Source organism: Spirosoma harenae, from assembly GCF_054776975.1.
Map to the genome: position 1 here is coordinate 89,966 of NZ_BAAHBD010000026.1, position 26,200 is coordinate 116,165.

At 44.6% G+C, this 26,200-nt stretch carries 25 protein-coding genes; 9 read left to right on the forward strand and 16 right to left on the reverse strand.

What is annotated here, in order from left to right:
* Positions 1-54 precede the first annotated feature (54 nt).
* Positions 55-1,767, reverse strand: a complete 1,713-nt coding sequence (locus tag ACYVE4_RS24755) for a hypothetical protein (protein ID WP_461042953.1) — start codon at positions 1,765-1,767, stop codon at positions 55-57.
* A 64-nt stretch (positions 1,768-1,831) separates the two neighbouring features.
* Positions 1,832-4,240 carry a TonB-dependent receptor gene (locus ACYVE4_RS24760; protein ID WP_461042954.1) on the reverse strand — a complete coding sequence of 803 codons (2,409 nt, stop codon included), beginning with the start codon at positions 4,238-4,240 and terminating at the stop codon, positions 1,832-1,834.
* Positions 4,241-4,426: 186 nt separating this feature from the next.
* Between ACYVE4_RS24760 and ACYVE4_RS24765 the strand changes: the two genes are divergently transcribed.
* The 3 genes from ACYVE4_RS24765 (at position 4,427) to ACYVE4_RS24775 (ending at position 7,774) form a co-directional block, all read left to right on the forward strand.
* A complete protein-coding gene (locus tag ACYVE4_RS24765) occupies positions 4,427-5,272 on the forward strand; it encodes a class I SAM-dependent methyltransferase (protein WP_461042955.1) in 846 nt (281 codons plus the stop codon).
* Positions 5,273-5,459: 187 nt separating this feature from the next.
* Positions 5,460-7,385, forward strand: a complete 1,926-nt coding sequence (dnaK, locus tag ACYVE4_RS24770; protein WP_461042957.1) for a molecular chaperone DnaK — start codon at positions 5,460-5,462, stop codon at positions 7,383-7,385.
* Positions 7,386-7,600: 215 nt separating this feature from the next.
* Positions 7,601-7,774 carry a hypothetical protein gene (locus ACYVE4_RS24775; RefSeq protein WP_461042958.1) on the forward strand — a complete coding sequence of 58 codons (174 nt, stop codon included), beginning with the start codon at positions 7,601-7,603 and terminating at the stop codon, positions 7,772-7,774.
* 11 nt (positions 7,775-7,785) lie between these two features.
* On the opposite strand, the gene ACYVE4_RS24780 is transcribed toward ACYVE4_RS24775, so the two are convergent.
* Positions 7,786-8,196, reverse strand: coding sequence for a hypothetical protein (locus ACYVE4_RS24780; RefSeq protein WP_461042959.1), 411 nt, complete (start codon positions 8,194-8,196; stop codon positions 7,786-7,788).
* Positions 8,197-8,582: 386 nt separating this feature from the next.
* Here ACYVE4_RS24780 and ACYVE4_RS24785 point away from each other — a divergent pair, with 386 nt between their 5' ends.
* A complete protein-coding gene (locus ACYVE4_RS24785; RefSeq protein WP_461042960.1) occupies positions 8,583-9,341 on the forward strand; it encodes a DUF5958 family protein in 759 nt (252 codons plus the stop codon).
* Between the two features lie 62 nt (positions 9,342-9,403).
* Here the strand turns inward: ACYVE4_RS24785 and ACYVE4_RS24790 are convergent, their stop codons facing one another.
* The gene (locus ACYVE4_RS24790) at positions 9,404-10,306 is read right to left on the reverse strand and encodes a DUF2911 domain-containing protein (protein WP_461042961.1); all 903 of its coding nucleotides are present in this window, start codon (positions 10,304-10,306) and stop codon (positions 9,404-9,406) included.
* A gap of 149 nt (positions 10,307-10,455) precedes the next feature.
* Between ACYVE4_RS24790 and ACYVE4_RS24795 the strand changes: the two genes are divergently transcribed.
* The 5 genes from ACYVE4_RS24795 (at position 10,456) to ACYVE4_RS24815 (ending at position 16,088) form a co-directional block, all read left to right on the forward strand.
* Entirely contained in the window at positions 10,456-11,004 is a 549-nt protein-coding gene (locus ACYVE4_RS24795) for an NUDIX hydrolase (protein ID WP_461042963.1), read from the forward strand.
* Between the two features lie 72 nt (positions 11,005-11,076).
* Positions 11,077-11,481, forward strand: a complete 405-nt coding sequence (locus tag ACYVE4_RS24800; protein ID WP_461042964.1) for a hypothetical protein — start codon at positions 11,077-11,079, stop codon at positions 11,479-11,481.
* A gap of 127 nt (positions 11,482-11,608) precedes the next feature.
* Positions 11,609-14,734 (forward strand): two-component regulator propeller domain-containing protein, encoded by a 3,126-nt coding sequence (locus ACYVE4_RS24805; RefSeq protein WP_461042965.1) that lies wholly within the window; start codon positions 11,609-11,611, stop codon positions 14,732-14,734.
* A 23-nt stretch (positions 14,735-14,757) separates the two neighbouring features.
* A complete protein-coding gene (locus ACYVE4_RS24810; protein ID WP_461042966.1) occupies positions 14,758-15,495 on the forward strand; it encodes a LytR/AlgR family response regulator transcription factor in 738 nt (245 codons plus the stop codon).
* Positions 15,496-15,758: 263 nt separating this feature from the next.
* Positions 15,759-16,088, forward strand: a complete 330-nt coding sequence (locus ACYVE4_RS24815; protein WP_461042967.1) for a hypothetical protein — start codon at positions 15,759-15,761, stop codon at positions 16,086-16,088.
* A 31-nt stretch (positions 16,089-16,119) separates the two neighbouring features.
* On the opposite strand, the gene ACYVE4_RS24820 is transcribed toward ACYVE4_RS24815, so the two are convergent.
* From ACYVE4_RS24820 to msrA, 12 genes are all read right to left on the reverse strand, one after another.
* Positions 16,120-16,671, reverse strand: a complete 552-nt coding sequence (locus ACYVE4_RS24820) for a DUF4256 domain-containing protein (RefSeq protein ID WP_461042968.1) — start codon at positions 16,669-16,671, stop codon at positions 16,120-16,122.
* A gap of 53 nt (positions 16,672-16,724) precedes the next feature.
* A complete protein-coding gene (locus tag ACYVE4_RS24825; protein WP_461042969.1) occupies positions 16,725-17,189 on the reverse strand; it encodes an SRPBCC family protein in 465 nt (154 codons plus the stop codon).
* Positions 17,190-17,195: 6 nt separating this feature from the next.
* On the reverse strand, positions 17,196-17,519 hold the full coding sequence (locus ACYVE4_RS24830) for an ArsR/SmtB family transcription factor (RefSeq protein ID WP_461042970.1): 324 nt from the start codon (positions 17,517-17,519) through the stop codon (positions 17,196-17,198).
* A gap of 108 nt (positions 17,520-17,627) precedes the next feature.
* Positions 17,628-18,215 (reverse strand): O-methyltransferase, encoded by a 588-nt coding sequence (locus tag ACYVE4_RS24835; protein ID WP_461042971.1) that lies wholly within the window; start codon positions 18,213-18,215, stop codon positions 17,628-17,630.
* An 18-nt stretch (positions 18,216-18,233) separates the two neighbouring features.
* Positions 18,234-18,737 carry an O-acetyl-ADP-ribose deacetylase gene (locus ACYVE4_RS24840; RefSeq protein ID WP_461042972.1) on the reverse strand — a complete coding sequence of 168 codons (504 nt, stop codon included), beginning with the start codon at positions 18,735-18,737 and terminating at the stop codon, positions 18,234-18,236.
* A gap of 24 nt (positions 18,738-18,761) precedes the next feature.
* Positions 18,762-20,387, reverse strand: coding sequence for a S8 family serine peptidase (locus ACYVE4_RS24845; RefSeq protein ID WP_461042973.1), 1,626 nt, complete (start codon positions 20,385-20,387; stop codon positions 18,762-18,764).
* Positions 20,388-20,589: 202 nt separating this feature from the next.
* Complete coding sequence (locus ACYVE4_RS24850) at positions 20,590-21,642, reverse strand: acyltransferase family protein (RefSeq protein WP_461042974.1); 1,053 nt, start codon at positions 21,640-21,642, stop codon at positions 20,590-20,592.
* A gap of 166 nt (positions 21,643-21,808) precedes the next feature.
* A complete protein-coding gene (locus ACYVE4_RS24855) occupies positions 21,809-22,387 on the reverse strand; it encodes a hypothetical protein (RefSeq protein ID WP_461042975.1) in 579 nt (192 codons plus the stop codon).
* A gap of 19 nt (positions 22,388-22,406) precedes the next feature.
* The gene (locus ACYVE4_RS24860; protein WP_461042976.1) at positions 22,407-23,453 is read right to left on the reverse strand and encodes a hypothetical protein; all 1,047 of its coding nucleotides are present in this window, start codon (positions 23,451-23,453) and stop codon (positions 22,407-22,409) included.
* Positions 23,454-23,552: 99 nt separating this feature from the next.
* Positions 23,553-24,566, reverse strand: a complete 1,014-nt coding sequence (locus ACYVE4_RS24865) for a hypothetical protein (protein ID WP_461042977.1) — start codon at positions 24,564-24,566, stop codon at positions 23,553-23,555.
* Positions 24,567-24,652: 86 nt separating this feature from the next.
* Positions 24,653-25,348 (reverse strand): hypothetical protein, encoded by a 696-nt coding sequence (locus ACYVE4_RS24870; RefSeq protein WP_461042978.1) that lies wholly within the window; start codon positions 25,346-25,348, stop codon positions 24,653-24,655.
* Positions 25,349-25,506: 158 nt separating this feature from the next.
* Positions 25,507-26,193, reverse strand: coding sequence for a peptide-methionine (S)-S-oxide reductase MsrA (msrA, locus tag ACYVE4_RS24875; protein ID WP_461042979.1), 687 nt, complete (start codon positions 26,191-26,193; stop codon positions 25,507-25,509).
* Between the last annotated feature and the right edge of the window lie 7 nt (positions 26,194-26,200).

Sequence of the window (26,200 nt, forward strand, 5' to 3'; positions counted from 1 at the left end):
TAAATCAGATTTACTAATTTATATAGAAAGGCAACTCAAGCGAGTTGCCTTTTTTTAAGATAAAGTAATGGTATGTTGAAAAGGGGTGAAACCGGTGAGGTAAACAGATGGAGCATCCATAGCTGGCAAAGACCCTCGTAGTTGTATGTTTTTATGCTGTACCAATCCCGGTCCAAATGTGATGGTATCGTTTTGCACTTTATAAGTACCTGATTCAGTAAGAAGATAGGCGTTGTCGCGACTGGGATGCTTAGTGACGCCAGTAAATGTACCACCCGGTCGAAAAATGAGTTCTAGTGCTACCGGAACTCCTTCTGTACCTGACAGTTGGATAGAGGCTTCAATACCACGCTGTGTTTCGCGAATGGTAACCTGAGATTTTAGATACTGAACTTCACTTTGTTTTCGATTGGAACGAGGCATTTTCTCCCAATCACCATCGGGTGCAATATTTTTGGCGGGAAATGGTTGAAAATAGGGGCCATCTAACGATTGGGTCAACACCCACGTATCTCCTTGCTTCGTAATTGATTCGGTCTGGAATTGGCCTTTCCCAAAAAAAGAAGCCGCCACGCGCATGCCTTGTAAAATTGCGTGGCCTTTATGAAAAGTAAGCCAAACAGGATTAGCCGATAAAATAGTACTATCCCAATCTCCCCGCCGAATACGAACCAAGCCTGATTTTGGATATGCTTTTACATAAGTTGTAGGCAGTGGCTGATCTGGCGGTAATTCGCGCCAGATTGATGGATCGTCAAGAAAATAATCAACGTAATAAATGGATTTTGGCAACAGCGTTTTCTCGATTTGACGACACATAGCTGCCATTTCGCCATTTTTATCTAGCAAAGCAATGTACCGATACGCGTAGTAATAGCCTTCTGGTGTACCAATTAATGCTTTATCCTGACGGCCAGAGGCTTCCGTGACTAATTCGCCATTCGGATGCAGGTAATAAAGCGTCATCGCCAGATTCTTTCGAACGTAATCCAGCAGGTATGGTTTGTTTAACCCTTTGGCGATAGTGATTAGTAAGCGATTGGTCAGTGGGGAATAAATTAATGTACTCCGTTCGTTGTACTGCCCATCCATATCCATATCAATATGCTCGGCCAGCCATTGATTGACACGAGCTACGTAACGCGGATTAGGCCAGAGTGTATTTAATTTCGTTAAAGCTGCCGAGATAACCCAGCGGTGATTTGGTGTATGAATGCCACCAACAACTAGAGCCTCGCCAGCCCGGATCAAAAAAGTTTTGTAATCAGCCAGAACGCTTTCCATATCGGGCGTTCCAGAGTTGGCTAGTAATGTATAGGTTGTTGTTAATCGTTTGACAATGAAACCTGTATCGGGTGTAGAATGGAAATTGGTTGCTAATAAATCAATTGTACCATCCGTATGCTGAATCTTTAGTAGGTACTTGAGTGCCAGATCGATTTCATTTAACAACGTCTTTGAGCGATAATGCTCCGATTCTGGACACGACATAGCACTAGCCGCCCTCCGTACAAAATCGGCTGTTGATTGCGGATTCGGTATAGCGTCGCCGTCTTTCAGCCCGCCAAAGGCTTTATGCGTCGGTTCAGTGATTCGCAAGGCTCGAACGCTACTAAGTTGCTGATCATTACCTTTGATGAGTTCTAGTAGCCAGGCTGGTTTGTCGGCTAGTAGTTTACCCGCTGGGTGAGCAAAGAGCGGAGAAGGTACGATGGGTAATAAGCAAAGTGCAGCAGAACCACTACGTACGAACGTTCTTCTATTCATAAAGAAAGGGTTTCTCCTGAAACCCTTTCTCGTTCGTTATCTACTGACCTGTTGCTAATTCAGGTTAATTATTGCCGTCACCCGATTTTTTGTCGTCGTTACTGATCCGTTTCTTTTGGCGTTGATTGCTGTTCATTTTACCGAACTCGTATTTCAGATTCAACCGCCAGCCTCGACGATACATGGCCACATCCTGTGTTTGTACAAAGTTTGGACCGACGAAATCATTACGCCAACCGATCGTCTCGTTGAATGGATTGTCGTATCCAAAACCAATAGTTCCTTTTTTCTTCAGAACTTCTTTTTGCACGACCAAATTATAGAAGCCGAAACCGCCGTAAGAACCCTGCAAATTCACACGAGCCGAGTTGTAAAATCCAAAGAATTGTGCTTTGAAACCTTTGCCGAAATCAACGGTTGAGTTTAGATTAATACGATACATCCAGTCTGCGTTTCGGGTTTTTAATTCAGCACTTTCCAGAACATTGTAAAACATATTCAGCGACCCGTTCACCGTCCATTGCTTTGTCAGTTTGGTATTGGCACTGAGGTTAACACCGTAAGCCGAGTTTTGAGCAACATTCTGGAAGATCTGCATCAATACGCCTTCGTTATTTACTGTGTTGATGCTTTCAATAGCGTTGTTCGTCTGACGTAAAAAGAACGATGCATTAAAGCTGGTTTGTTTAATTGAAACACTGTAATTCGCTTCAACAGAGTGCGTTAACTCAGGTTGTAAGTAGGGGTTTCCACCATATAAATTTTTCGAATCGGACTGGTTGACGTACGGATTCAGGAAAAAAAACTGAGGTCGCTGAATACGTTGTGAGTAGCTCAGCCGGATTTGCTGTTCTTTTTTCAAACTGCGCGATAGGCTTATATTGGGAATGAAATTGCCGTATGTGTTTGAAAAGGGAGAAGTGCCATTCAGAAAGTTAGCCTGGATAAATGTATGCTCGTAGCGAGCCCCGACATTAATACCCCAATTTTTCCTGGGCGTACGGCTATAGACGGCATAAGCCGCAACGACTTGTTGGGCGTAGTCGAATACATTGGCTTGCGACGGGATATCCGAAAAATTCGTTGAACCATCAACGGCACTGGCTATACGATAATCACTCAATATCTGCCGAAAGATGGATTTAGTACCTATTTCAAGTTTACTGATACTATCTAATGGATTCGTAAAATCCAGCTGAATGGTCCCCTCCTTGTTGTTACTGATGTTGAAGCTCTTTTCCCGGTAGTAAATGGTATTCGCCCGGTTGAGCATATTCGACCAATAATCACTGTCTTCGCCTTCGAACGAGTAGAGCATCAGGAAGGTAAGTTCTTTCTTAGGCTTTTTAAACAAACGCGTATAATCCAGATTGACGGTAGCTCCTGACCAGTCATAGGTGCGGCTCATGTCCCGGTGAAAATACTGGCTGACAGCCTTTTTAGTGCTTTCTTCAAAATTGATGTCGAAACCGTTGGTATTATCGCCGTTGTAATAATTCAGTCCGGCACCCATCCGATTTAAAGAGTCAATATCCCAGTCGACATTTACAGTGCCGTAGAAATTTTTGCCACTCCCCGTAACCCATTGCGTCTGGTTTTGATCAGTAGTAATTCCTTCGGCAGTAAACGAGCGCAATAACTGCATATAACGTTTGTTTTTCCAGTCATTATAGCCTCCATTGGCTGAGATGCCGATGCTCTTCATGCGGTGATTGATGCTGGCGTTTTGCCAGTTATTCCACTGACTGAAATTAGGGCTAATTGAGCCACTGGTGCCTTGCAGCGTGTTTTTCTTGGTAATAATATTGATGATCCCTGCCGAGCCCTCTGCATCATACTTAGCGGATGGCGACGTAATGACTTCCACCTGTTTGATAATGTCGGCTGGAATCTGTTTCAGCGCGTCGGAAAGGCTTCGGGCAACAATGCTGGACGGTTTATTGTTGATTAGCACTTTAATGTTGGAACTACCACGGAGGGATACATTGCCCTCAATATCAACAGCGATGGATGGGATTTTCTTCAGTACATCGGTGGCATCACCGCCTTTTACAGTAAGATCTTTTTCTGCATTATAGACCATTCGATCTGATCGCTCCTCGAATAGCGCTTTTTGTTCGGTGACAGTAACTTCAGCTAATTTCTGAGCTGTTTGAGCGAGTTTTATAACGCCCAATTCTCGATCCTGTCCTTTGCTGATTTTGATTTTGTCAATTGTTCTGGTTGTGTATCCGACAAAGGAGAACTGTACGCTATAGTCGCCGGCATCTGCCTTTTGAAAGACAAATCTCCCCTGAGAATCGGCTGTTACACCTTCAATAATTTTACCATCTTTCAACAGAGCAGCCGTGGCAAATTCGACGGGTTTGTTGGCAGTAGAGTCAATCAATAGGCCGGAGATTTTGGCCTGTTGGGCAAAAAGAGAACTGATACTCACTGTAAACGCGAGTAGCGTACGTAGCAAATTGTTCATGAGGATAGTCGGTTAAGACTGTATTTGTTGTGTTTGGTGGTCGGAAGACTGATTTGCAGTAATGACGCAGAATTTAAGAGAACGTTGCAGTGAATCGCTCAATAATTAGTCATACCGTTGGCTAATTTTAATGAAATGTGCTCATTTTCAAATGGATAAATTCAGACTAACTAAATGAACACATTTATGCAACTATCTGAAGATGTCATTCGCGATCAGCAGCGGGCTTTGTGGAACCAATTCGCTCCAGGCTGGAAAAAATGGGATGTGTTTACTATGGAATTTCTCAAGCCAATGGGAGATGCCATCATTCGCGCGTTAGAACTGAAAGAGACAGATTCGGTTCTAGATATTGCTACGGGTACGGGCGAGCCTGGGCTGACTATAGCGTCGATGGTTCCAAAAGGAAAAGTAGTAGGTACGGATTTATCGGAAGATATGCTGGCTACTGCGCAGGGGAAAGCCAACCAGATGGGACTAGCTAATTACCAGACACAATGGGCCGATGCAAGTAATTTGCCGTTTCCTGACGAAAGTTTCGATGCCGTAAGCTGCCGTATGGGGTTCATGTTTTTTCCAGATATGGCGCTGGCAGCACGTGAAATAGCACGTGTACTAAAACCTGGTGGAAGAATTGCCACCTCAGTTTGGGGCGGTCCAGACCAAAATCCATGGATCAGCCAACTGATGGGTATTATCAACAAAACATTGCACCTGCCCCCTCCAGCGCCGGGTTCGCCAGGCATGTTTCGGTGTGCGAAACCCGGTTCGATTGCTGCCCTGTTCACCGAAGCTGGATTGAAAGATGTGCAGGAAACAGTTGTGTCGGGCAAGGTCATTTATCAGGATGCGGAAGAATATTGGGCGAACAAAACGGAGATTGCAGCGCCCGTAGTGAATGCGCTGAAACAGGCTGATTCGACTACAATAGCAAAGATTAAAGAAGAAATTTCGGCACAACTTCAGAAGCAATATGGCAATGGACCAATGGCTGTTCCCTTTGGTACGCTCATCATTCAAGGGACAAAGTGAGCGCATACTGACGGTCTGCCACACTTAATCGCCAAATAGCCTCAGAAAGCGACATTATGGCCCTGATTAATTGATTAGTCTGCCAATCTGACAGCAAATCAAACATTTTTCCTGGCTGGCATTTGTATTGATAGATAGGATATGTCTGTCAGTTTTACACAGCTACATAAAGAAACTAAATCCAGTTATGGGAAAAATTATTGGTATTGACTTAGGCACCACGAATTCGTGCGTGGCCGTGATGGAAGGCAACGAGCCGGTTGTAATCCCCAACTCTGAAGGCGCCCGGACAACTCCTTCGGTAGTCGCGTTTATGGACAACGGCAACGGCGAACGCAAAGTAGGCGCTCCCGCCAAACGCCAGGCCATCACCAACCCGAAAAATACGATTTCCTCGATCAAACGTTTCATGGGTAAACGCTTTAACGAGGTAACAAATGAAACAAAATCAGTCGCTTACGACGTAGAGAATGGTCCAAACGGTACACCTCGCGTCAAAATTGGCGATCGTCAATATACACCTCAGGAATTATCGGCGCTGATTCTGCAAAAGATGAAGCAAACCGCCGAAGATTATCTTGGTCAAACAGTAACGGAAGCGGTTATTACGGTTCCTGCTTACTTCAACGACGCTGAACGTCAGGCTACGAAAGAAGCCGGTCAGATTGCTGGTCTGGATGTAAAACGGATCATCAACGAGCCAACGGCTGCTGCGTTGGCGTATGGCCTGGATAAAACCAACCACGATCAGAAAATTGCTGTCTTTGACTTAGGTGGTGGTACGTTCGATATCTCAATTCTTGAACTTGGTGACGGTGTATTTGAAGTAAAATCGACTGATGGTGATACACACCTTGGTGGTGATGACTTCGATCAGGTGATCATTGACTGGCTCGCCGACGAGTTTAAGAAAGATGAAGGTATCGATCTTCGTCAGGACCCAATGGCGTTGCAACGGTTGAAAGAAGCCGCTGAGAAAGCAAAAATTGAATTGTCAAGCTCAAACTCGACGGAAATCAACTTGCCTTATATTATGCCAGTGAATGGTATCCCCAAACACTTGGTACGTACGCTGAGCCGGGCGAAATTTGAGCAATTGGCTGATTCGCTGATCCAGCGAAGCTTAGAACCTTGCCGTCGTGCGTTGAAAAATGCAGGTATGTCGGCTGGTCAGATTGATGAAGTAATTCTGGTTGGTGGTTCGACCCGGATTCCGAAAGTACAGGACGAAGTTGAAAAACTATTCGGTAAGAAGCCATCGAAAGCCGTTAACCCGGATGAGGCTGTAGCGATCGGTGCAGCGATTCAGGGTGGTGTTTTAACGGGTGAAGTAAAAGACGTACTGTTGCTCGACGTTATTCCGCTCTCGTTGGGTATCGAAACGATGGGTGGTGTATTTACCAAAATGGTAGACGCCAACACGACGATCCCAAGCAAGAAAGTTGAAGTTTATTCAACCGCTTCGGATAACCAACCAAGCGTGGAAATCAACGTCTTACAAGGCGAACGTCCGATGGCGGCTCAAAACCGTCAATTAGGTCGATTTATTCTGTCGGATATTCCACCGGCTCCACGGGGTGTACCACAAATCGAAGTAACCTTCGACGTTGATGCGAACGGTATCCTGCACGTAACGGCCAAAGATAAAGGCACGGGTAAAGAGCAGAAAATCCGGATTGAAGCATCGAGCGGTCTAACCGAAACAGAAATTAATCGGATGCGGGAAGAGGCTAAAGCCAACGAAGCCGCTGATAAAGCCGAACGAGAGAAAATCGAGAAAGTCAACCAGGCCGATTCGATGATTTTCCAAACGGAGAAACAACTTAAGGATTACGGCGATAAGTTGTCGGAAGGCAACAAAACCGCTATCGAAAGCGCGCTGACGACATTGCGTACTGCCCACGGCTCACGTGATGTAGCGGCCATCGACAGTGCCCTTGAAGGATTGAACGCTGCTTGGGCAACGGCTTCACAGGAACTGTATAATGCAACCGGCGGAGCGGGCGCTAACCCAACCGACGGTGCTGGATTCGCAGGTAATGGGCCTGGCGCTGAACAAGGCCAACCAACCGGCGACAACGTCTCAGATGTGCCTTATGAAGAAGTGAAATAGACCAGGATTGATCTGATTTTTGGATTAACCTGAATTGATTTTGTGAAAGGCCCCTGCTGGTAACGGTAGGGGCTTTTTTGCTACAGAAATATTCGCTGTTTAAATCATCTCTATTAATTCTTATATTTAGTAGATAAATAGGGTTTTACAATGACAGTTGAAGAACTGAGAAAGGACATTCATCAATTAGTGGATAGCGTTCAAAACGATATCACGTGGTTGATTTGCATGAAGCTGTGTCCTTAATTGTGGAGCAACAGTATATGCCTCTAGATGATGATCCTGTTTTGAGAGGGCGAATTAGTAAAGTAGAGGGGCAGATCAAACGGGGAGAATACATCACAAATGATGAAATGAAACGACAGGTACAACAGTGGCTCACGGAGTAACTTCATTGACCTTACAAACTGTCAAGGACGGCGCTGTAGCCACGCTGTGAGGCCTGTTGCTTGAGTCGACGCTCCAGACCATTGATATCCTGAAACGATTGGGGCGGAGTGGATTCCACGCGAATAATTTTTCGATAGACACGAATCCTCGATGGAAGACCGTCCGCGCCCTTACTAGTTGAGAGTAGAAATCCCCGATAACCAAGTTTATTTGTTTGTGTAGAATCAGAGATGGTCGGTAGTGATTTTACAGCAGCTATAAACTCCGCACTTTCAGCTTCTGATAAAGTCCAGGTTGGATTTGGTTTGCCGCTAAAAGCATCCAGTTCAACGGTGAGGTTAGTTGGTTGAGTGGTTGTTTCGGCAGAGCAACTTATGCATAGAATAGCCAACCAAAGGAGTAAATTCTTGCCAATAGCCATTTATCTGTTTGTTTTGAATAGACAAAAGCAATCTTCACTCTAAAGATAAATAATCGAATAAGTTTACTATCAAACTGAATTGTTAAATTCAATTAATCGACTCCATAGCGGATCCGGTAATTAAATCGGAGTTTTTTCATTTTAAGCGTTTGTGAGAGTTGGTCTAACTCGTCTGCTTCGCACCATTTATTGCCAAAAAATAGCTTGATGGATAAATTCTGCTAATAAACTATGACAATTAAGTAGTCTGAAACCTTATTAAGACTAATAACTTGATCGGAATTACTTAGTCGAGATAGGTAAACGAAAGAGCTTGTGAATTAGGTAATCGGTGGATAACCAGGAAGCTAGCTTAGTGAAATCAATCATTTTTTAAACACACCATCATGGATATCGAACAAGAAATTGCTATCTATCAATTTGGTCAAGAAGTTTATTCGATTGATGAGATGCTTGATCAATATGGGAAGCTGACAGAGCCAGACAGAGCGCGTCGGCAGATGGAGTTGTTCGGGCACATTTGTGAAGATAAGCCCACACAAGCGGAAATAGAGCAGGCACTAGTTGACGGTGATTTCTCTTCTGACTATAGTCCTTGTCTACGGGTTTCTAAGTTGCTTAAGAGTACAAGCATTGGCCTTTATTTAAATGATGACGAACCAGAACAGGATTATAAATTTTTACTGCATTTATTCAGAAGAGTCTATCTGCGACAATCTGAACTGGAAAAAGGGAATTTGACTAATTGGAACTATTGGGATTTGTCGGATAGCCATGTCGTGGAGGATATACTAACGATGAATAAAAAGCGAATAGATGAAGTTTACACAGATGCTAGTTTTCGAGGTGAATTTGCCAGTATAGCCAAATTACGGAATGCTGATAAATTACAGATGGAAGAAAGTAAGGCAAAGCCTGCTCCCGAAATTCAGACTCATTTTACGTTTGTGACTTATGACGAGATTACGGAAAAGTCAATTAATTTGATTGCCAACAAGAACTGGCGACCCATAACACTGTTAGCTAATGCGCTGGAGAGAGCTCTTTTAAAGCGTTATGCGTTATCGCCAAAGCATATTCAACGATTAATATGGAATGTTGTCGAGCGTCATTTAAAAGAGACCTATAATCGAGAGCTTTACTGACAAACAGAAAAGGGGCTTGGCAGCCCCTTTTCTGTTTGTCAGTAAATTTGCGTATCTGGCTATTAAGCCTTTTTCTTGCCTTTACCTGGTTTCATGGCAGGCATTGCAGGTACTTTCGCTGTATATTCTGAGATACTTTTCTCAATACCATCTTTGAAGAATGGGAATACGCCGTCGTTCGCTGACTGGCCTAAAGAAAGGGCTTTCTGGGCCAATGGCAAGGCATCTGTATACTTACCCATCTTCGCCAGAATTTGCGCTTTAACATACAAATTCCGATAATTTTCACCCTTGGCAATCGATTTGTCGATCCAACCCAGTGACTGATCTAAATTGCGACCTTTCGAGAGGTTGTAGCTAGCAGCAGCCTGTAAAACAGCTGCATCGTCTGGTTTTTCAGCCACAGCTTTGTCGACATTGGCTGCTGCGTTGGCGTTGACATCTACTTTCAGATCGGCAGAAGCTTTGACATTTGCCCACATGAAATTCAGTTTGGCGGTGCTATCTGTCAGATCGCTGAAGGCAATGGTAAATGTTTCCAGTTTTTCACTCAGTTCCGACGGGGTAATATTCACCCGAAGAGCATCTTCTTCCTGCTTATAGCTCGCTTCAGTAGAGGTTTTGTTTTTGCTGAAAATTAGGGTTGCAGATCCTTCGTTGGGAATGGATAAAATGGCATAGGAGCCAGCTGGAAGCGTTTTTCCATTCACCATCAAATCGGTTGAGGTCGTTAATAAGGTGGGCCCGTTAGCCCCTGTTCGCCATACTTTACCCAATGGAACAAATTGATCGGTGAACGGCTGACGACCTTTCAGACTGGGTCGCGAATAACTAATGGTTAAGTCGGTGGTGCCGATGGTTTGCATTACGGAGGCACCGGGGCTAGGCGATGGTAATTTAATTTGTGCTGTGGCTAGTTGAGCTGCCAAACACAATGTTACGCCACTCAATATGAGTTTACGCATGATGATAAAATAAATTGGTTTTAAGTGTTTGTGAAAAACGGCACCAAATTAATGGATATAAGTGACGATTTACGAATTCTTGTTTACGATTTTTGCCGACACGTAGGCGATCGGCCTGTAGCCGGTCGTTATCGAATTCTATTAACGTCATGTATCGACAACCTTTATTGCAATTACTGCGCCAGCATACGCCTGTTGACTCCAATGAGAAGGCCATGACAGAGGCCACGATTAATTTTGTAGAAATGCATCCAGACTGTTTTGACCGCTCTTTGCTGATTGGCCATATTACCGGATCGGCCTGGATTTTGAGTCCCGATCGCCAGCAAACTCTACTGATTCATCACCGTAAATTAGATCGTTGGCTACAACCTGGGGGACATGCTGATGGAGATCCGGATGTGGCAGCCGTTGCACTAAAAGAAGCACAGGAGGAAACCGGACTTACAACCTTACGATTACTTGATTCCGCCATTTTCGATGTAGATATTCATTCAATTCCAGAACGAAATGGAGTACCCGAACATCTGCATTATGACATTCGATTTTTGCTGGAAGCCGACCAGAAAGAGCCTTTCGGGTTTTCCGATGAAATCAAGAATATTCAATGGTTTCAAGTAGATATGGTCAAAAGTTTAACCAATTCGGAGTCAATTCTGCGACTAAATCGGAAAAATGTCAATAAACTAAAAACCTAGTAGCTGTTTTAATCGTTTTTTAATGTAAGTTCATACTACCTTTGTCGGACAACAAAACCATAGAAAACGATCATGAAAGCGCTAACTTTTTTGCTTACCAGCATCAGCTTTTTAGCGATGTTCGGACAAGCGTTCTCGCAGGATGTGGGGGCGGTTAAGCCGTTAAATAACCCGATGTATTCGTCTCATAATTATAAACATCCTAATCTGGCTGCGGCAGCACGGCGTTCGGAAACTAAAGGAGGGATTGTTGTTCAATCACCGAAGCCTAACGAAAACCAATTCGCAAATTATAAAAATCAAAATCCTGGAGTGCAACCGACTGGAGGTGTTACAGTCGAGCACACACCATCGGCAAGTCTGGCGGATCGGAATTATAAAATTCAGCGTACAAGCGAACCGACGCCAACTAGCAATGAATACTATGTGAAGAGTCGCCGTAAACGAGTTGATTCGACAGCGGTCGGTCAGGATTAGAATTAATAACTAATTTGGTTAAAACGAGCTTCCTATAATTGGGAAGCTCGTTTTGTTCGTAGACTCTTTGACGGAATATCGTTAGATTCGTCGTGAAATTTGATCGACTCTTCCGGCGCTGGATTCCATGACTTTTCTGATAAAACTCAACCCCGCTTTCCGTAAAATTCTTTGGTGTTGCGGAATACTAGTTGCGAGCGGATTTGTCAATACGGGTTTGGGGCAGCACATCAGTAGTAATCTCCAGTTCGATCATCTATCGGCCAGGAGTGGAATTTCGCATAATTCAATAACCTGTTTTTGGCAGGACTCCGACGGATTTCTTTGGTTAGGAACCAAAGATGGGCTGAACAAATACGACGGCTATGCTTTCACAATTTACAAGCCTAGTCCGAGCGATCCGACCAACACATTTGCTCATAACTGGATTACCGACATCTGCGAAGATAGGAAAGGGAGAATGTGGGTAAGTACGCTGGGAGGAGGGCTGCATTTGTTTGATAAACAGACAGGTAAAGTCACTAATTACCGAATTGAGCCTTCCCGCATTTCGCTCCGAAATGCTATGTTTTCCATAACGATAGATCGTCAGGGTATTTTGTGGATCAGCTCGCGGGAAGGGCTGAACCGGTTCGATCCTGAAACAAGAAAATTTACCCTGATTCCTGCGCCTAGCGCCCTGAAAAACAGTGTATATACAGTTCAGGAAGATAAGCAAGGCCAGTTGTGGGTTGGAGCGGGTAGTGGCTTGTATCAGTTTAATCGGCAGTCGGGGACTTACAGGCATATACCGCTACTGCAGGACGAAACAGATACTTCCTCCGCTGTCTCCCTTATTTATCCTGATCAAACAGGAAGCATCTGGATCGGCACACAGTCAGGAAAGTTTTATCGGAAAACATCCGCTGGCGAACTTCAAACCATTTATTCCTACGAGCCTAGAAGTAAGGAAATTTACCGGTATTATCCGTCGGGTGCTCTGGAGATGGATAAAGCCGGTAATTTATGGGGCTATCTTCCTGGATTGGATGGGCTGGTGCATGTACAGTCGAGTACGGGCAAGGTGAATCGCATCCTGACAGATCCGACTAATTCGGGTAGTTTGAGTAGTAATTCAATTTATTCCCTCTGTTTTGACCGGGAAGGTATTTTATGGGTAGGCACCGACAATGGCCTGGATAAGTACGTGTCACAACCTAAGAAGTTTCATACCTATCAGGTCGTCGCCAACGATGGAGCCGTTCGTTTATTGGAAAATAGCATTCGAGCGTTGTGTCAGGATCGTTCGGGAGTGATTTGGTTAAGCAATGAGCTTGGTGAATTATATTCGTTTCATCCGCAAACGGGACGTTATCAACGCTATAAGGCAGACGCTGATCAACCGAATCGATTATTTAGTAATGACGTAACGGCCATTTTTGAAGACCGTAAAGGGCGTTTATGGGTGAGCAGTGGATCGTATCTGCATCAGCTCGATCGTAAAACCGGGCGATTTAGTCGATATCAATGCCAGGTGAAAACCCGTAGTATTCGAGAGGGGATGGATGGGCGATTATGGCTGGCCGGTCAGGGGCTTGCTAGTTTTGATCCGCAAAATCAACGGTTTACCTACTACCAACACAACCCACAAGATCCGTATAGCCTGGTGGATGAAGCCTTGGTTATTGCATTGCCTACCCATGATGGAAGTGTCTGGGCGGGTTCTGCCAGGCGAGCGCTTAGTCGACTTTCGTTAAAAACAGGTCAGTTTACTCACTATCGTCCCAATTTTGAGCATCCGGAAGGCCATCCAACCGATAAGGATATTCGCTGCCTGTATGAGGATCGGAAAGGGCGATTATGGATAGGAACGAATCAGGGCGGATTGAATCAATACGACCCGAAAACCAATTCGTTTTTGGCATATACAACCGAAAATGGCTTACCGAATAACCATATCGTGGGCATCGTTGAGGATGACGATGGAAATCTGTGGCTTTCGACCAATCAAGGTATTTGCAAATTCAATCCTACGACAAAAGCCTGTCGAAATTACGACGAAAGTGATGGGTTACAGGGGAATGAGTTTTTTGAAATTTATGCCAAAGGTGTTGATAATCAACTGCTTTTTGGTGGGCCGAACGGCTTCAATGTTTTCTCTCCCCGCACAATTCGGGATAATTCACTGATTCCTCCGGTACGGATTACACGTGTTCTATTACGAGGCAGGACTGAGCAACTTCCTAAAGCAGACCTAACGTTGTCTTATCAGGAAAACGACCTTTCCTTCGATTTTTTGGCTTTAAATTTTATAATGCCAGAGAAAAATCGGTATGCCTATCAGCTGACGAATGTTGATAAAGATTGGGTATATAGCGGTACCCGCCGATTTGCAAGCTACACGAATCTGGCCCCTGGTGATTATGTATTTCGGGTGAAAGCATCGAATAATGATGGTGTCTGGAATCAACAAGGGACGATGTTAACGATTCATATTCAGTCGCCTTTCTGGCAAACTTGGTGGTTTCGTGGCCTACTTATATTGCTTGGGCTGGGGCTGGTTTATGTAGGAATGCAAGTTCGAATTCGGCAGATTCGGCAGCAGGAAGCCCAAAAAACAGCCTTTAATAAACAATTGGCGGCTATGGAAATGCAAGCTTTACGGGCACAAATGAATCCACACTTCATCTTTAATAGCCTCAATTCGATCAATCGGTTTATCATGAAGAATGAGTCCGAAAAAGCTTCGGATTACCTGTCGAAATTCTCCAAATTGATTCGGCTGATTTTACAGCATTCCAGTGCTCCCGTTGTGACATTGGAAAGCGAACTGGAAGCACTTCAGTTATATTTAACGCTGGAAGCCTTGCGTTTCGACGGTCAGTTTACATTCTCGATCAACGTAAGTCGGGAGGTTGAACCGGCCTATACAGAAATCCCTCCAATGGTTATTCAGCCTTACGTTGAGAACGCCATCTGGCATGGATTAATGCATAAGGAGGGGGGAGGACTGATCACGATTGATTGCCGGATCGAGCAAAATGTCTTGGTTTTTATAATTGAGGACAATGGAATTGGCCGTAAAAAAGCGGCTGAATTAAAAAGTAAATCAGCTACACGAACCAAATCATTAGGTATGCAAATTACCTCCAATCGATTGAAACTTAGCCAGCTGTTGGATGGTCGGCAACCGACCGTTCAGATTCAGGATTTAGTCGATTCGGAGGGCGAACCTGCTGGAACCTGCGTGATCGTGCGTATACCCATTAATTAGCGAAGCTGAATGCAACGCGGAGTATGATAAAAGCAATTATTATCGATGATGAAGCTCATTGCCGGGAGACACTCTCCATGCAATTAGCAAAATATTGTCCTCAGGTTGTTGTACTGGCCCAGTGCCGATCAGCTGCTGAGGGATTAGCAAAAATTGCGGAATTTGATCCTGATTTGCTGTTTCTGGATGTAGAAATGCCCGTTATGAATGGTTTTGAAATGCTTGAGCAATTACCATCCATATCGTTTGAGATCATTTTTACAACGGGATATGACACTTACGCCATTAAGGCCATTCGATTCAGCGCCTTGGATTACTTGCTAAAGCCAATCGATAAAGACGATTTGTTGAAAGCGGTTGCGAAGGTGAGCCCTCAGCCAGAAGCGCAGATGGCTCAGCAAATTGAGCTGTTGCTTCAAAAGCTAAATCATAAATCAGCCTTGCAGAAAATTGCCTTACCGAGTTTGCAGGGGTTTGAACTGGTTATGATTGATACGATTATCCGGTGTGAAGCTGATAATAATTATACACATGTTTTTCTGAAAACGCGCCAATCGCTACTGGTTTCCAGGACATTAAAAGAAATTGAAGAGTTGCTGGAAGGGAATTCATTTTTGCGCGTCCATCAATCGCATCTGATTAATCTGAATGAAATTATCCGCTATGTACGGGGAGAAGGCGGATATGTCGTGATGAGCGACAATGCAATCGTTCATGTATCCAGAAGCCGGAAAGATGAACTTCTAAAGATATTTCGATAAACACCAGCCTCTGGCCAATACTTTCCCAAGAAGGTCATTTGCTCACCCAAATTGACGCAATACTCATTTCACGTTGTATTTATAAGCCATCAGCCTGTAGTTTATGGCTCATTCGCACGTATTTCCGATTTGGCAACAAGAATATAAAAGCAAAAAACGCTTACTGGACTTAAGTAATAGTTAATTATTAAGGAAAGCAGGCTCCATTTTGAGAGCCTGCTTTTTTGTGCCAGCGTTATCGGGAGTCCCTTCAGAATTAACCTATGATGAAAAGTAATGCCCAGAACGGAAAAATCAATGGACAATGGCTAGCTGAAGCTATCGAAGCTCAGGGAGAAACAATACATTCTGTTGCCAAATCAATCAATGTAGACAGCCGCTATTTTTACGCGCACAAGGCTGGTAAAACGTCAATTTCAACAGCTATTCTGGCCTCACTGTGTTTTGCTTTTCCGACGATTTCTGAACGATATATTCTTACGGGGAGGGGCCCGAAGAAGATTACTCAAACGGGGGTAGATGCCGATTTACTGATTGATGCCTATCGGATAAAAAATACGATTGATCGGATAATCGATGAACTTAAGGAGTGAGTAAATCCAGAATGATCTACTCACTAGCGAATCAGACTTTCAACGATCCACGGAAGCCTCTGGCACCATAATAGGATTCTGCACCGTTATGATACAGAAAAACAGTATCATATCGACGATCACAAAAGAGAGCACCCCCGAGTTTTCTAATCTGGTCCGGTGTTTTCACCCAACTCGATGTTTTCAGATCGAATTTTCCGAGTTTTTGTAGCTCTCGATATTGTTCTTCCGTAAGAATCTCAACACCCATTGAAGCTGCCATATCAATGGCGTTTGTAGTAGGTTTATGTTCTTTCCTGGATTCCCAGGCTTCGCGATCGTAACAACTACTTCTGCGTCCTTTAGGGGTTTCTGGCGAGCAATCATAAAAAATGTATTCGCCCGTATTGGGGTCCTGACCAATTACATCGGGTTCGCCACCCGTATTTTCCATTTCATCGAGTGACCACATTTTTTCAGGATTAGCCTGCAGCTTTAATAAAACATCATCCCAGTTAATGTCTTTATGACGGTTCAGGTTTTTTTCAAAACGAGTCTTTAACGTACTCAATAATTCTTCTGTTTGTTCGGGCGTTACTTTCATAATTCAACTAGCAAATGTTGTGAAAATTTTATATCGTTTTGTTATATAGTGGGTCAGGCCAATTTACTGAGTACGGCTTGTATGCGGTTATGCGCCATATTAATTCCCTGAGCGAAAGGCAATTGCATTACCTGGTTCCGTTGGGCTACCGATTCATAGATCACATGCATCTTAAGTTTACTGGTCTCCCGGCTTAGCGCTTCAAATTCATATATCTCAAGCTGAACCCCAAACGGTGTAGACTCCATCTCGAAAGTCCGCGTGATTTTTTGATTTGGAATAAAATCATGAATCACTCCGTTGAAATAGTGTTTATTTCCTTTCGGATCAGTTGTTTCAAATTGGTAACTTCCATGCTTTTTGTTTTCTAATTTCAGCACTTTTGTTCCCATCCATTGCTCAACGATTTCGGGATCTTCGTAAGCTTTAAACAGTAGCTCAACTGGTAAATCAAATTCTCTTGTAATTACTAATTCCTGTTTACCATCTTCAGCATTAATTTTTGTTTTCTGTTCCATCGTATTTTATTGTTTGGGTTTATAATTTTTCATGATTGATTCTAGTTTATTGAATCGATCATCCCACAGTTGGCGGAATGGCTCAATAAAGTCGGCGACTTCTTTCATTTTTTTTGCATTGATATGGTAGTAAATCTCTCTGCCCGTCTGCTCCTGTTTTAACAACTCACATTCGGTCAGAATTTGCAGGTGTTTCGACACGGTTGGCCGGGCCGTATCGAAGTTTGAAGCGATGGCGCCAGCCGTCATAGCTTGCGAAGCGACCAATAGCAGTATGGCCCGTCTTGTCGGGTCGGCTATGGCCTGGAATACATCTCGTCTTAGGTTCATTGCGTAGTTATTTGACTACAAATATACATGTAGTTATTTGACTACGCAAATTGTCGTGAGAATTTACACGAAATGATAAGGAAAATAAATGTGAGTGTTTGTGTTGGCCTAGCGATGCTTCCAGATCATTAATTCGCCATTACCTATTGGTACAAGTGAGGTTTCGATTCCGGCTGTCTCCGTTACCAGAACGGTGAAAGTCGCCAATTCGGCTTCATGAGAAACCGCGTTATCGACTACCAGCAATCCACCTGGTTTTAGAATGGCTAGTAGGAGAGGCCACCAGCCAATGTATTGGCTGCGTTCGGAGTCGAGGAAGATAAAATCGATAGAATCTGGCTGAAGTAAAGGAACATGCTCTTCTGCTCTGGCAAGAATTAGTGTGATGATCGCATCGAGTCCTACATTCTGAAAGTTTGCTCTGGCCTGAATTACTTTCTGCTCATTCATCTCAACTGTTGTTACTCGTCCGCCCGTTGTCTGGGCAGCGTCGGCCAGCCAGATTGTTGAGTAGCCATTCGACGTGCCAATTTCAAGGATTGTTCTGGCCTGGGTGGCTCTGATCAGAAGCGAAAGAAACGGCCCCGTATCAGAGGTTATATTGAGCATTCTGTCCTCTCTCCGGGTAACGTTCTGGTCGTTTTCTTTTCCAAACCGGGCCAGTTGATCAAGATAGGCAAGTCGAGCCTGATTCATAAACGTATAGGGACAAACTCACAATAGCCGTTGCTGGTATAATGTTAGATTTTCAGCATCGAAACAGACAAAGATAATGGTCTCAATTGAGGTTGGGGTTTCCAGAAATTGCTGGACAGTTGAGATAGCTACGTCAGCAGCTTTATCTTTCGGATAGCCATAAATACCAGTACTGATGTTGGGAAAGGCAATATATTTGAAATTATTCTCGGTGGCTATCTCCAGCGATCGGCGATAGCAATTGGCAAGCAGCTCAGGTTCGCCATGCTTACCACCTCGCCAAACGGGTCCCACCGCGTGAATAATGTAGCTGGCTGGTAAACGGTAGCCTTTTGTTAGCTTGGCGTCACCCGTTTTACAACCGTTTAGCATGCGACATTCGAAGACCAACTCCGGACCAGCCGCCCTGTGAATGGCTCCATCGACACCGCCACCCCCAAGAAGACTCGTATTAGCCGCATTGACAATCGCATCAACCGACTGTTTGGTGATATCGCCCTGAATAACTTGAAAAGTAGCCATGCCCTAGAAACAGAGAATAAACCGCTACTGTTTGATTAATTTCAGCGTACGCTTTTTGTCGCCTGCTACCAGCGTCATGATATAAACACCGGTGGATAGCCCAAGATTGGGAAGTACAAATGCTGCCAAACCTGGCGAAGTGTATCGGCTCTGCCAGACAATTCGTCCAGCCAAGTTGGTCAGTGTAGCATCAAGGGGGGTGTTATCGGCAATTTCTCCCCATTGAACGCCTACTGGTTGGGTATCACTAAATGGATTCGGAAAGACAAACAACTGGTTGTATGATTCCGCAAGGGTCGATGCACGCTCAAAATTAGGAATACCATAACCAATTTTATCGTCGGGTGCTCCGTATTGGCTCCCTGAACGACGTAAAGCATCGGTAACCTGTTTAGCGGTCAGGCGTGGATGGGCTTGCCAGAATCCTGCTGCTAAACCGGCTATCAACGGCGTTGCGAAGGAAGTGCCACTTCCCGATACTATCGATCCAGATGGACTTCCTACAAATGTGTTTGCCCCTCTTGCCGCTAAGTCCGGCTTCACCCGGCCGTCGGACGATGGGCCGAATGAACTAAAAGACGCTTGTTGGCCTGCACTAGTAACTGCACCGACAGCAATGACAGAGGTTGCGTCCGAAGGAGCCGTAAGATAACGCCAGCTACTACTGCCTTCGTTACCCGCAGCAACTACTACGACCATCCCCGTTTCGGTAGCAATTTGAGCTGCTCGCGAACAAAGCGCTGTCTTGCCATCCATGTTCTGATATGTGTAGTTACTGGACGGGTCATCGAATTGCGAATAACCCAAGGAAGAGCTTATGACATCAACTCCTGCGCTGTCAGCATATTCAGCACCGAAAAGCCAGTTCGCTTCCTCAATCTGGCGCTCACTCCGGGCATCTTCGGTGCGGAGTAGAATAAAAGATGCTTTAAACGCAGTTCCGTAAAGTTGTCGGTCTGTAGCAGCGATGGCCGATAAACAGGATAAACCATGCGAGTCATCTTCATATACACTCGTTTCCTTATTGACAAAATCGTAAGTTGCCAGTACTCGATTTTCATCAAAAATGGGTTTTAAATAACTTACCTGATTGGCGTTTTGAAAACCAGCGTCCAGAACACCAATTAACATGCCTTGTCCATAATAACCCTGCTGATGCATTTTATCGGCTCCTAGCTGGGTGATCTGATCCTGGGAGTAGCCATAGTTGATTGGGGTATCAACCAACGTTCCGAATTTATTCGACGATGTGTTACTGGTTTCAGTAGTCCCAGTTCGGGCATTGGCCAGTGAGCGATTGAACTCCAGCCCTTTCACAAACGACAGCTTCTGGATAGTGGCAATGGTTGCATCGCTAGCTTCAAGTAGCACCGCATTGAGCCATCGCGATGAAAACCAGATTTTAGCCCCAGCCTGACGCAATTGTGATACATAATCCGGGTTTACTGGCAGATCCCGTTCCTGAATGACGATGTTCTGTTTCTGTCGTCGGAGAATGGATCGGCTCGATAAAAATTGCTGAGGCTGGTTTACACTGTAAGGCGAGTTGGCTTTATCGCGGAGGGTAACTAAATATTTCCGGGTAACCTGACCATAGCCGCTGTTGAAACTCAGCAGGATAAGAAGTAGCAAGCTCGCGATTTTAGTCATAGCCATACGTTCGGATACTTTATACTCACTGAATAGCATACGCTCTGAAAACGACCAATATTGTGCTAATGAGTTACTTTCCCAGTACGTAAATGGATTACACAACGTTGCGCACTAGGTAAATCGCCAAACATAAACCGTATAGAATGCAACGTGATCTGATTATGACTAGAAGAGAAGCAATTTAACAAAATCCTTGCTGCTACTTCAGCTTGTTTCGCAACCAGGTTCTTACGGGTTCGTCATACAACGTTAAACTGACATATGCCAGCACGATGGCTCCCGAAAAGGTGAGCAGAGCATAGGGCCAGGCCTGCCCTAGTGTAATACCCTTATGATTGCTTACCCAGGCTACGTAAAAATAGACAAGTACATAGTGCGTCATGTATAACGGGTAAGAAAGGTTGCCCAGAAACTGACAAATTTGAGCTTCCTTTTGACTTTGCACTACACCACTGGCACCAATATAAACAATGAGCGGAAAAACAACTGTAATGCAACATGCTTCGTATAAACCATTCATCCAGCGATGGTCTGCACCGCCTATTCTTGGCATAAACAAAACAACCGCTACCAGCAGGCTACTCCATAAAAAAGCATGTTTGATATAGACAGGGCGCGTTACCCGAGATAAAAGCAAACCGGCAAAAAATGGGAATAAGGTACGGGTTATTCCAATGCGCATTTGTTCCGCATTGAGTGTCCATCCACCGGTGACGTCTCCGTTAGGGTTCGTAACCGCAAAATGCAAAAGCGCGCACCCTGCCAGAACGACAAAACAAGTCAATGCTTTGTTCGATAACTTTCTCAGACCCAACGCGTAAAGAATATTGGCTATGTATTCGAAAAATAAGGACCAGGCGACACTATTGAGCGGATGCATTTCTTGCCAGCCGCGTATATCCATAGAAAGTGGTACCGGTAAAATTGTATACCCAATCAGCATAACGACCATTAGCTTCCAAACAGGAACGGTGTGGATAAGCGGCCAGATGGTTGAGTCGGTAAAGTAGAAGCCAACGGCACCGAGGGTCATGCCCAGAACCACGAGTGGTTGCAGCCGCTCAAACCGGCGCCGAAGGAAACCGCCAATGGTTAATTTGTCCCATCTATCGTCGTACGCATACCCAATGACGAAGCCAGACAGGAGAAAGAAAAAATCAACGGCCAGATAACCATGGTTGACAACATTGTCAAGATGGCTGCTGGCAAGTGGCTCTGCCAGGTGAAAGAATATGACGATTATAGCTGCCACCCCCCCGAAGCCCATCTACTATCTGATAATGTGGCTTTGTGCCAATTGTGCTATTATTCATTTCATCTGACCGATGTCTACGCATCGGGGCATAGCATTTTCTTCAGTTTTTAATCCTGAATTAGTGATAATCGGTGTAATTGAGTAGATAGTTGCGATGGAATGGTTAAAAAATGCGGCTCCAGGTGAAGCGAATAACCAGTAGAAGACCTATAAATCCAATAACAATGTAGGAAAAGGGAATATAGCTAATCGCATAAATGCGGGTTCGATCTATAAACCATAGGATACCTATTAGAGCGGCAATTAAGGTTAGAAAACTGGATAGTTTTCCAAATCCCGGAATATACTTGAAGGGTATTTTACGTCGAATAAGCATCAGGGTGGTAACCATCGTCAGAATTGGCAAAAGCTGAATAGCCAGATTCATATCCCAAATGCTTTGACGTTCGAACAGAAACAGATAAATATTTAGTGTAACTGCAAATATGCCGGGAATACAGGCAAGATAAATCAATCCTGCATAGACATATTTCCACTTTATAATATCCTCAGCCGTTTCGCCAGACCATAAATTCACAAGAAAAGCTCCTGCCGGTATCGCTGTCAGGAGCAAAAATAGCAACCCAGGTTGGCTCGAAACTACCTGAAATACGTCGCGGAGTGTCATAAAAGTTAACATGAGCGAAAGAGCAAATGAGTGAAAGAGCGAAGCGGTGACATAAACCGTTTTTCGCCCTTTCACTCATTTGCTCTTTCACTCTTTATTTAAGCGTCAACAAATAGCCGATGGTGAAATTAGAGTCCCAGTCGAAAACGAACTGATTACAGCTGGTGCCTTCGGCAATGGCTTTGTAAATATTCAGACCCGCTTTCGATTTAGCACTTTCCAATTTATAGGCCGATGGGGCATCAAGAACGGTATACCGTTCCTTGCCTTTTCGAACACTTTTGGCTAATTCAAAAGGCACACCTCCAATTATGAAGCAGGTCTGGCGATGATCAGAAGGCACTTGCTTGGCTTTGGCTTGTACGGCATCGAATACCGCGGCATCACTGGTTCCGTCGCTATAATATTTCGATCCATACGTTTCCAGTGCTTTCGTTGAGCCACCTTGTTTCCAGGAAATCTTCGTGTTCCCCGAACCTATATCCGTAACGAACGAATTGCCCTCATATTCGGCAGGAAGTACCGCCCTAAGGGCCAGAGAACCTTCCTGTTCGGGGGTTACCGTATTGACAAAATAATTCAACGATTTCAATACTTTAATGATTTTCTGAGTGCCTTCTGCCTTGACCGCGCCGGAACTAACGACAAAATGAATGTTTTTACCACCTACGCCGAAATCAAGCATTTTACCGATATAGCTTTTCAGGCCAGACCGCACATCGTCGTCGGAAGCCATATTTTCCAGCACAAGGCTGTTGCCAAATTCTGCTTTTTCGAGCTTCCAGCGTTTCTGGTCATCAATACGGACAATGAACGAATTAAAACCACTGGCTCCCAGCTCAACAACCCCTTTTAGAACACCATTCTGTGGTTCTGGGGCCGTGTAGGAAAAATCTTTCTGGGGCTGATTGCTAGTCGCTTCATCTGACGAATTGTTATCAGAAGCCTGCGATTCTTCGACGGCACCTTCTGCTGTTTTGTCGTCGGCACGCGGTAGGGTTTGTGATTCTGTATAGTCTTTGTCTTTCGGCTGAAGCTTCTTCAGGGCGTCATTGCCACCGAAATAGCGAAATGCGAAATAAATGCCAGCCAGAATCAGGGCCGTAATGAGTAGCCGACCGGCCACGGTTAAACGTTGCATAATGTTTAGAGAAAGAGTGAAAGAGTGAAAGAGTGAATGAGCGAAAGAGTGAGTATTTCTGCGTTAGCTTATTGCGCTTGCGCTCATTCACTCTTTCGTTTAATCAAGCAAATTCTTATACCCAGCGTCCTTTTGTGGGGCAGGGCCAAGATTGACGGTTTGGGCGGGGGCATCAAGCTGTACCATCTTGAATTCGCCCTGATTATAGGCGTCCAAAAGGGCCTGACCTTTATCCGACAAAATACCATTCTGGATGTCGACGCCATTAATGAAATCCATCGAGAGATCCATTGCCCGTTTCATTTCGCCGAGTTTCTTACTCATGTCGTCCTGAATGTATTCCATCGACTGATCGAAGTAGAAACGCTTATCAGGATCACCTTTGAAAATGCTGACGGCGGTTTTAAGAGCATTAGAACTCTCCTTAACAATTTGATACTCTGTTTCTTTCAAACGAACCTTAATTTCGGTTTCCTTAATAATATAGTCAGCGCTCTGGTTCACTTTTTCCATAAAAGCCAGCACCTGTTTCATATTGCGCTGAAGCGGTAACAATTTCTCGTTCATTTCCTGTAGACCAGCTCCTTCAATTGTAGCCAGTTGAGCGGCTTCACGCATTCCGGGCTTTTCGCTCATGGAATTAGCCTTGTTGGCTTCCGCGAACTTCTGTTTGATGGATTCATTGTTCTCGCCAATTTTCTTATTCAGCTTAACCAACTGCCCGGCTAGCGTATTGATCTGTCCCTGCATTTTTTCACGCTTTTCTTTCAAATCCTGAACGTAGATTTTCATGATCGCGATTGGGTTCAGTTGGATGACCGTCCCTGTAATACTACGCATCAGCGATTTGAACAGGAAGAAGATCGCTGTTCGGACATCCTTGCTCGTAAACAGGAAGATGAGCACACCTAGTGCACCTAACAGGAGTGACAGTTCCAGAATATTCGATGTTGCTCGAATCAGAAATTCCAGAATATCGTTCAAATGGATCAGACCGAAACCAGCAATACCAGCCAGCACGATCATGCCAAAAAGACCTTCGGGGCGGCTCCAGAACGATTTCTTATCGGGTTCTGAACCACCACCAAGTTGAGAAAAATCAGGAGTTGCCATGTTTTTGATGTATGATGTAAAATGTATGATATAGGGTGTAATTCTCTTGTTAACAGGTGTGTACAACACACATCCTATATCCTATATTACTTTAAATACTGTGTCATTTTGGCGATGTCGCCTTTGATTTGATCGGTAAAGTGCTCAAAAGTGGTATCGTAATTCTGGCGATTCTGCGTGATTTTTCCGCTTTGCTCCGCTATTTCACCACCAATATTAGATAGCCTTGTTGTATTGGCATCGATCTGCTTCTGGATCTCAACCAATTGTTTAGCCAACGATTCGTTTTCCGATTGTAGCCGTTTCTGTTCGTTCTGCAGGCCGCCAACTCGTTCAGTCAGGGCCGCTTCAACGCTTTTGCCGAACGCATCACGATCTTTGTTGAGAGCTGCAATATAACCATTTGCTGTATTGGTCAAAATGTTTACGTCACTGCCTCCACCAAGTGCCTTGAAACTCGCCCATGCGGCCTGATATTGCTTATCTTCAGCCAAACCCAGATTCGATAAGCTGCGCAAAGCTTCCCTAAACTCGAAGTAATCCGGTCCTGGTGGATTATTCTGGGCCAATACCGTCGCAAAATGCTCGGCGAATTTCGGATCAATACTTCCCGATGTGGCTACTGGCGTCGAAGGAACAGACGTCGGACTTGACGGGTTGGCTGCCGGTCGGGGAGGTGTTGGCCCGGTGGTGGGCGTAGTACCTTTGGCAACGCCTGGTTCTTCTTCTTTTACGAAAAACCCCAGGATTTTACGACCAATTGATTTGTCTGGTTCTGGCATAATTGTCTGTCATTGCGGGGCTTCCGTTGATAGAATCGCCCGTTTGATGAAATACGGAACAATGTTACAAGGTTCGGGTCAATCCCGCAATATGGGATTAGGTCGAACGGTTGCGGGATTGTGGAAATGGTCGTAGAACGGGCCGAATGTTCCGTAGATTATTCTATTCCGTCTTTCAACCTACCTTCCATTCGTTCTCGAAATGTTTCCACTTTAGGCTTCGAAACTAACTGTATATACATATTATAATCGTTGTGATCGTAGTAATCCTGATGATAAACCTCGGCAGGATAAAATGCAGTAAAGGGCACTATCTGTGTAACCACCTTGGCTTTGTGATGCCCCGACATATTTTCTCGGGCAATCGCTTTTTCAATACGGACTTTCTCATCAGGAGTTCGGTAGAAAATTGCTGAACGGTAATGTTTACCGATATCTGGCCCCTGACGATTCAATTGTGTAGCATCGTGTCCGGCAAAAAAGGCATCTAACAGTATATCATACGAAATGATCTTTGGATCATAATAAATCTGAACAGATTCGGCATGCCCGGTTTGATCGGTTCCTACCTGTTCGTAGGTCGGGTATTCGAGGTTACCACCAGCATAGCCCGATACCGCTTCTCGAACCCCCTTTAAGGATTTCATTTCTTCCTGAACAGCCCAAAAGCAACCACCCGCTACTGTAGCCACCGCTTCTCCGGGTAACAATGCCGGTAATTTTGCTGGGTTGATATCGAATGAGGTAGTGGTCTTTTGGTTCTCCGGTTGCTGATTGCAACTCATCAGGGAGAGCACGGAAAAACAGACCAGGAAAATAAGGATCGCCAATCTCATATGATGCATTCTATGG

Coding starts and splice junctions, on each gene's coding strand:
- ACYVE4_RS24755 (WP_461042953.1), bottom strand. CDS start 1,767: ATGAATAGAAGAACGTTCGTACGTAGTGGTTCTGCTGCACTTTGCTTA.
- ACYVE4_RS24760 (WP_461042954.1), bottom strand. CDS start 4,240: ATGAACAATTTGCTACGTACGCTACTCGCGTTTACAGTGAGTATCAGT.
- ACYVE4_RS24765 (WP_461042955.1), top strand. CDS start 4,427: ATGCAACTATCTGAAGATGTCATTCGCGATCAGCAGCGGGCTTTGTGG.
- dnaK (WP_461042957.1), top strand. CDS start 5,460: ATGGGAAAAATTATTGGTATTGACTTAGGCACCACGAATTCGTGCGTG.
- ACYVE4_RS24780 (WP_461042959.1), bottom strand. CDS start 8,196: ATGGCTATTGGCAAGAATTTACTCCTTTGGTTGGCTATTCTATGCATA.
- ACYVE4_RS24785 (WP_461042960.1), top strand. CDS start 8,583: ATGGATATCGAACAAGAAATTGCTATCTATCAATTTGGTCAAGAAGTT.
- ACYVE4_RS24790 (WP_461042961.1), bottom strand. CDS start 10,306: ATGCGTAAACTCATATTGAGTGGCGTAACATTGTGTTTGGCAGCTCAA.
- ACYVE4_RS24795 (WP_461042963.1), top strand. CDS start 10,456: ATGTATCGACAACCTTTATTGCAATTACTGCGCCAGCATACGCCTGTT.
- ACYVE4_RS24800 (WP_461042964.1), top strand. CDS start 11,077: ATGAAAGCGCTAACTTTTTTGCTTACCAGCATCAGCTTTTTAGCGATG.
- ACYVE4_RS24805 (WP_461042965.1), top strand. CDS start 11,609: ATGACTTTTCTGATAAAACTCAACCCCGCTTTCCGTAAAATTCTTTGG.
- ACYVE4_RS24810 (WP_461042966.1), top strand. CDS start 14,758: ATGATAAAAGCAATTATTATCGATGATGAAGCTCATTGCCGGGAGACA.
- ACYVE4_RS24815 (WP_461042967.1), top strand. CDS start 15,759: ATGATGAAAAGTAATGCCCAGAACGGAAAAATCAATGGACAATGGCTA.
- ACYVE4_RS24820 (WP_461042968.1), bottom strand. CDS start 16,671: ATGAAAGTAACGCCCGAACAAACAGAAGAATTATTGAGTACGTTAAAG.
- ACYVE4_RS24825 (WP_461042969.1), bottom strand. CDS start 17,189: ATGGAACAGAAAACAAAAATTAATGCTGAAGATGGTAAACAGGAATTA.
- ACYVE4_RS24830 (WP_461042970.1), bottom strand. CDS start 17,519: ATGAACCTAAGACGAGATGTATTCCAGGCCATAGCCGACCCGACAAGA.
- ACYVE4_RS24835 (WP_461042971.1), bottom strand. CDS start 18,215: ATGAATCAGGCTCGACTTGCCTATCTTGATCAACTGGCCCGGTTTGGA.
- ACYVE4_RS24840 (WP_461042972.1), bottom strand. CDS start 18,737: ATGGCTACTTTTCAAGTTATTCAGGGCGATATCACCAAACAGTCGGTT.
- ACYVE4_RS24845 (WP_461042973.1), bottom strand. CDS start 20,387: ATGACTAAAATCGCGAGCTTGCTACTTCTTATCCTGCTGAGTTTCAAC.
- ACYVE4_RS24860 (WP_461042976.1), bottom strand. CDS start 23,453: ATGCAACGTTTAACCGTGGCCGGTCGGCTACTCATTACGGCCCTGATT.
- ACYVE4_RS24865 (WP_461042977.1), bottom strand. CDS start 24,566: ATGGCAACTCCTGATTTTTCTCAACTTGGTGGTGGTTCAGAACCCGAT.
- ACYVE4_RS24870 (WP_461042978.1), bottom strand. CDS start 25,348: ATGCCAGAACCAGACAAATCAATTGGTCGTAAAATCCTGGGGTTTTTC.
- msrA (WP_461042979.1), bottom strand. CDS start 26,193: ATGCATCATATGAGATTGGCGATCCTTATTTTCCTGGTCTGTTTTTCC.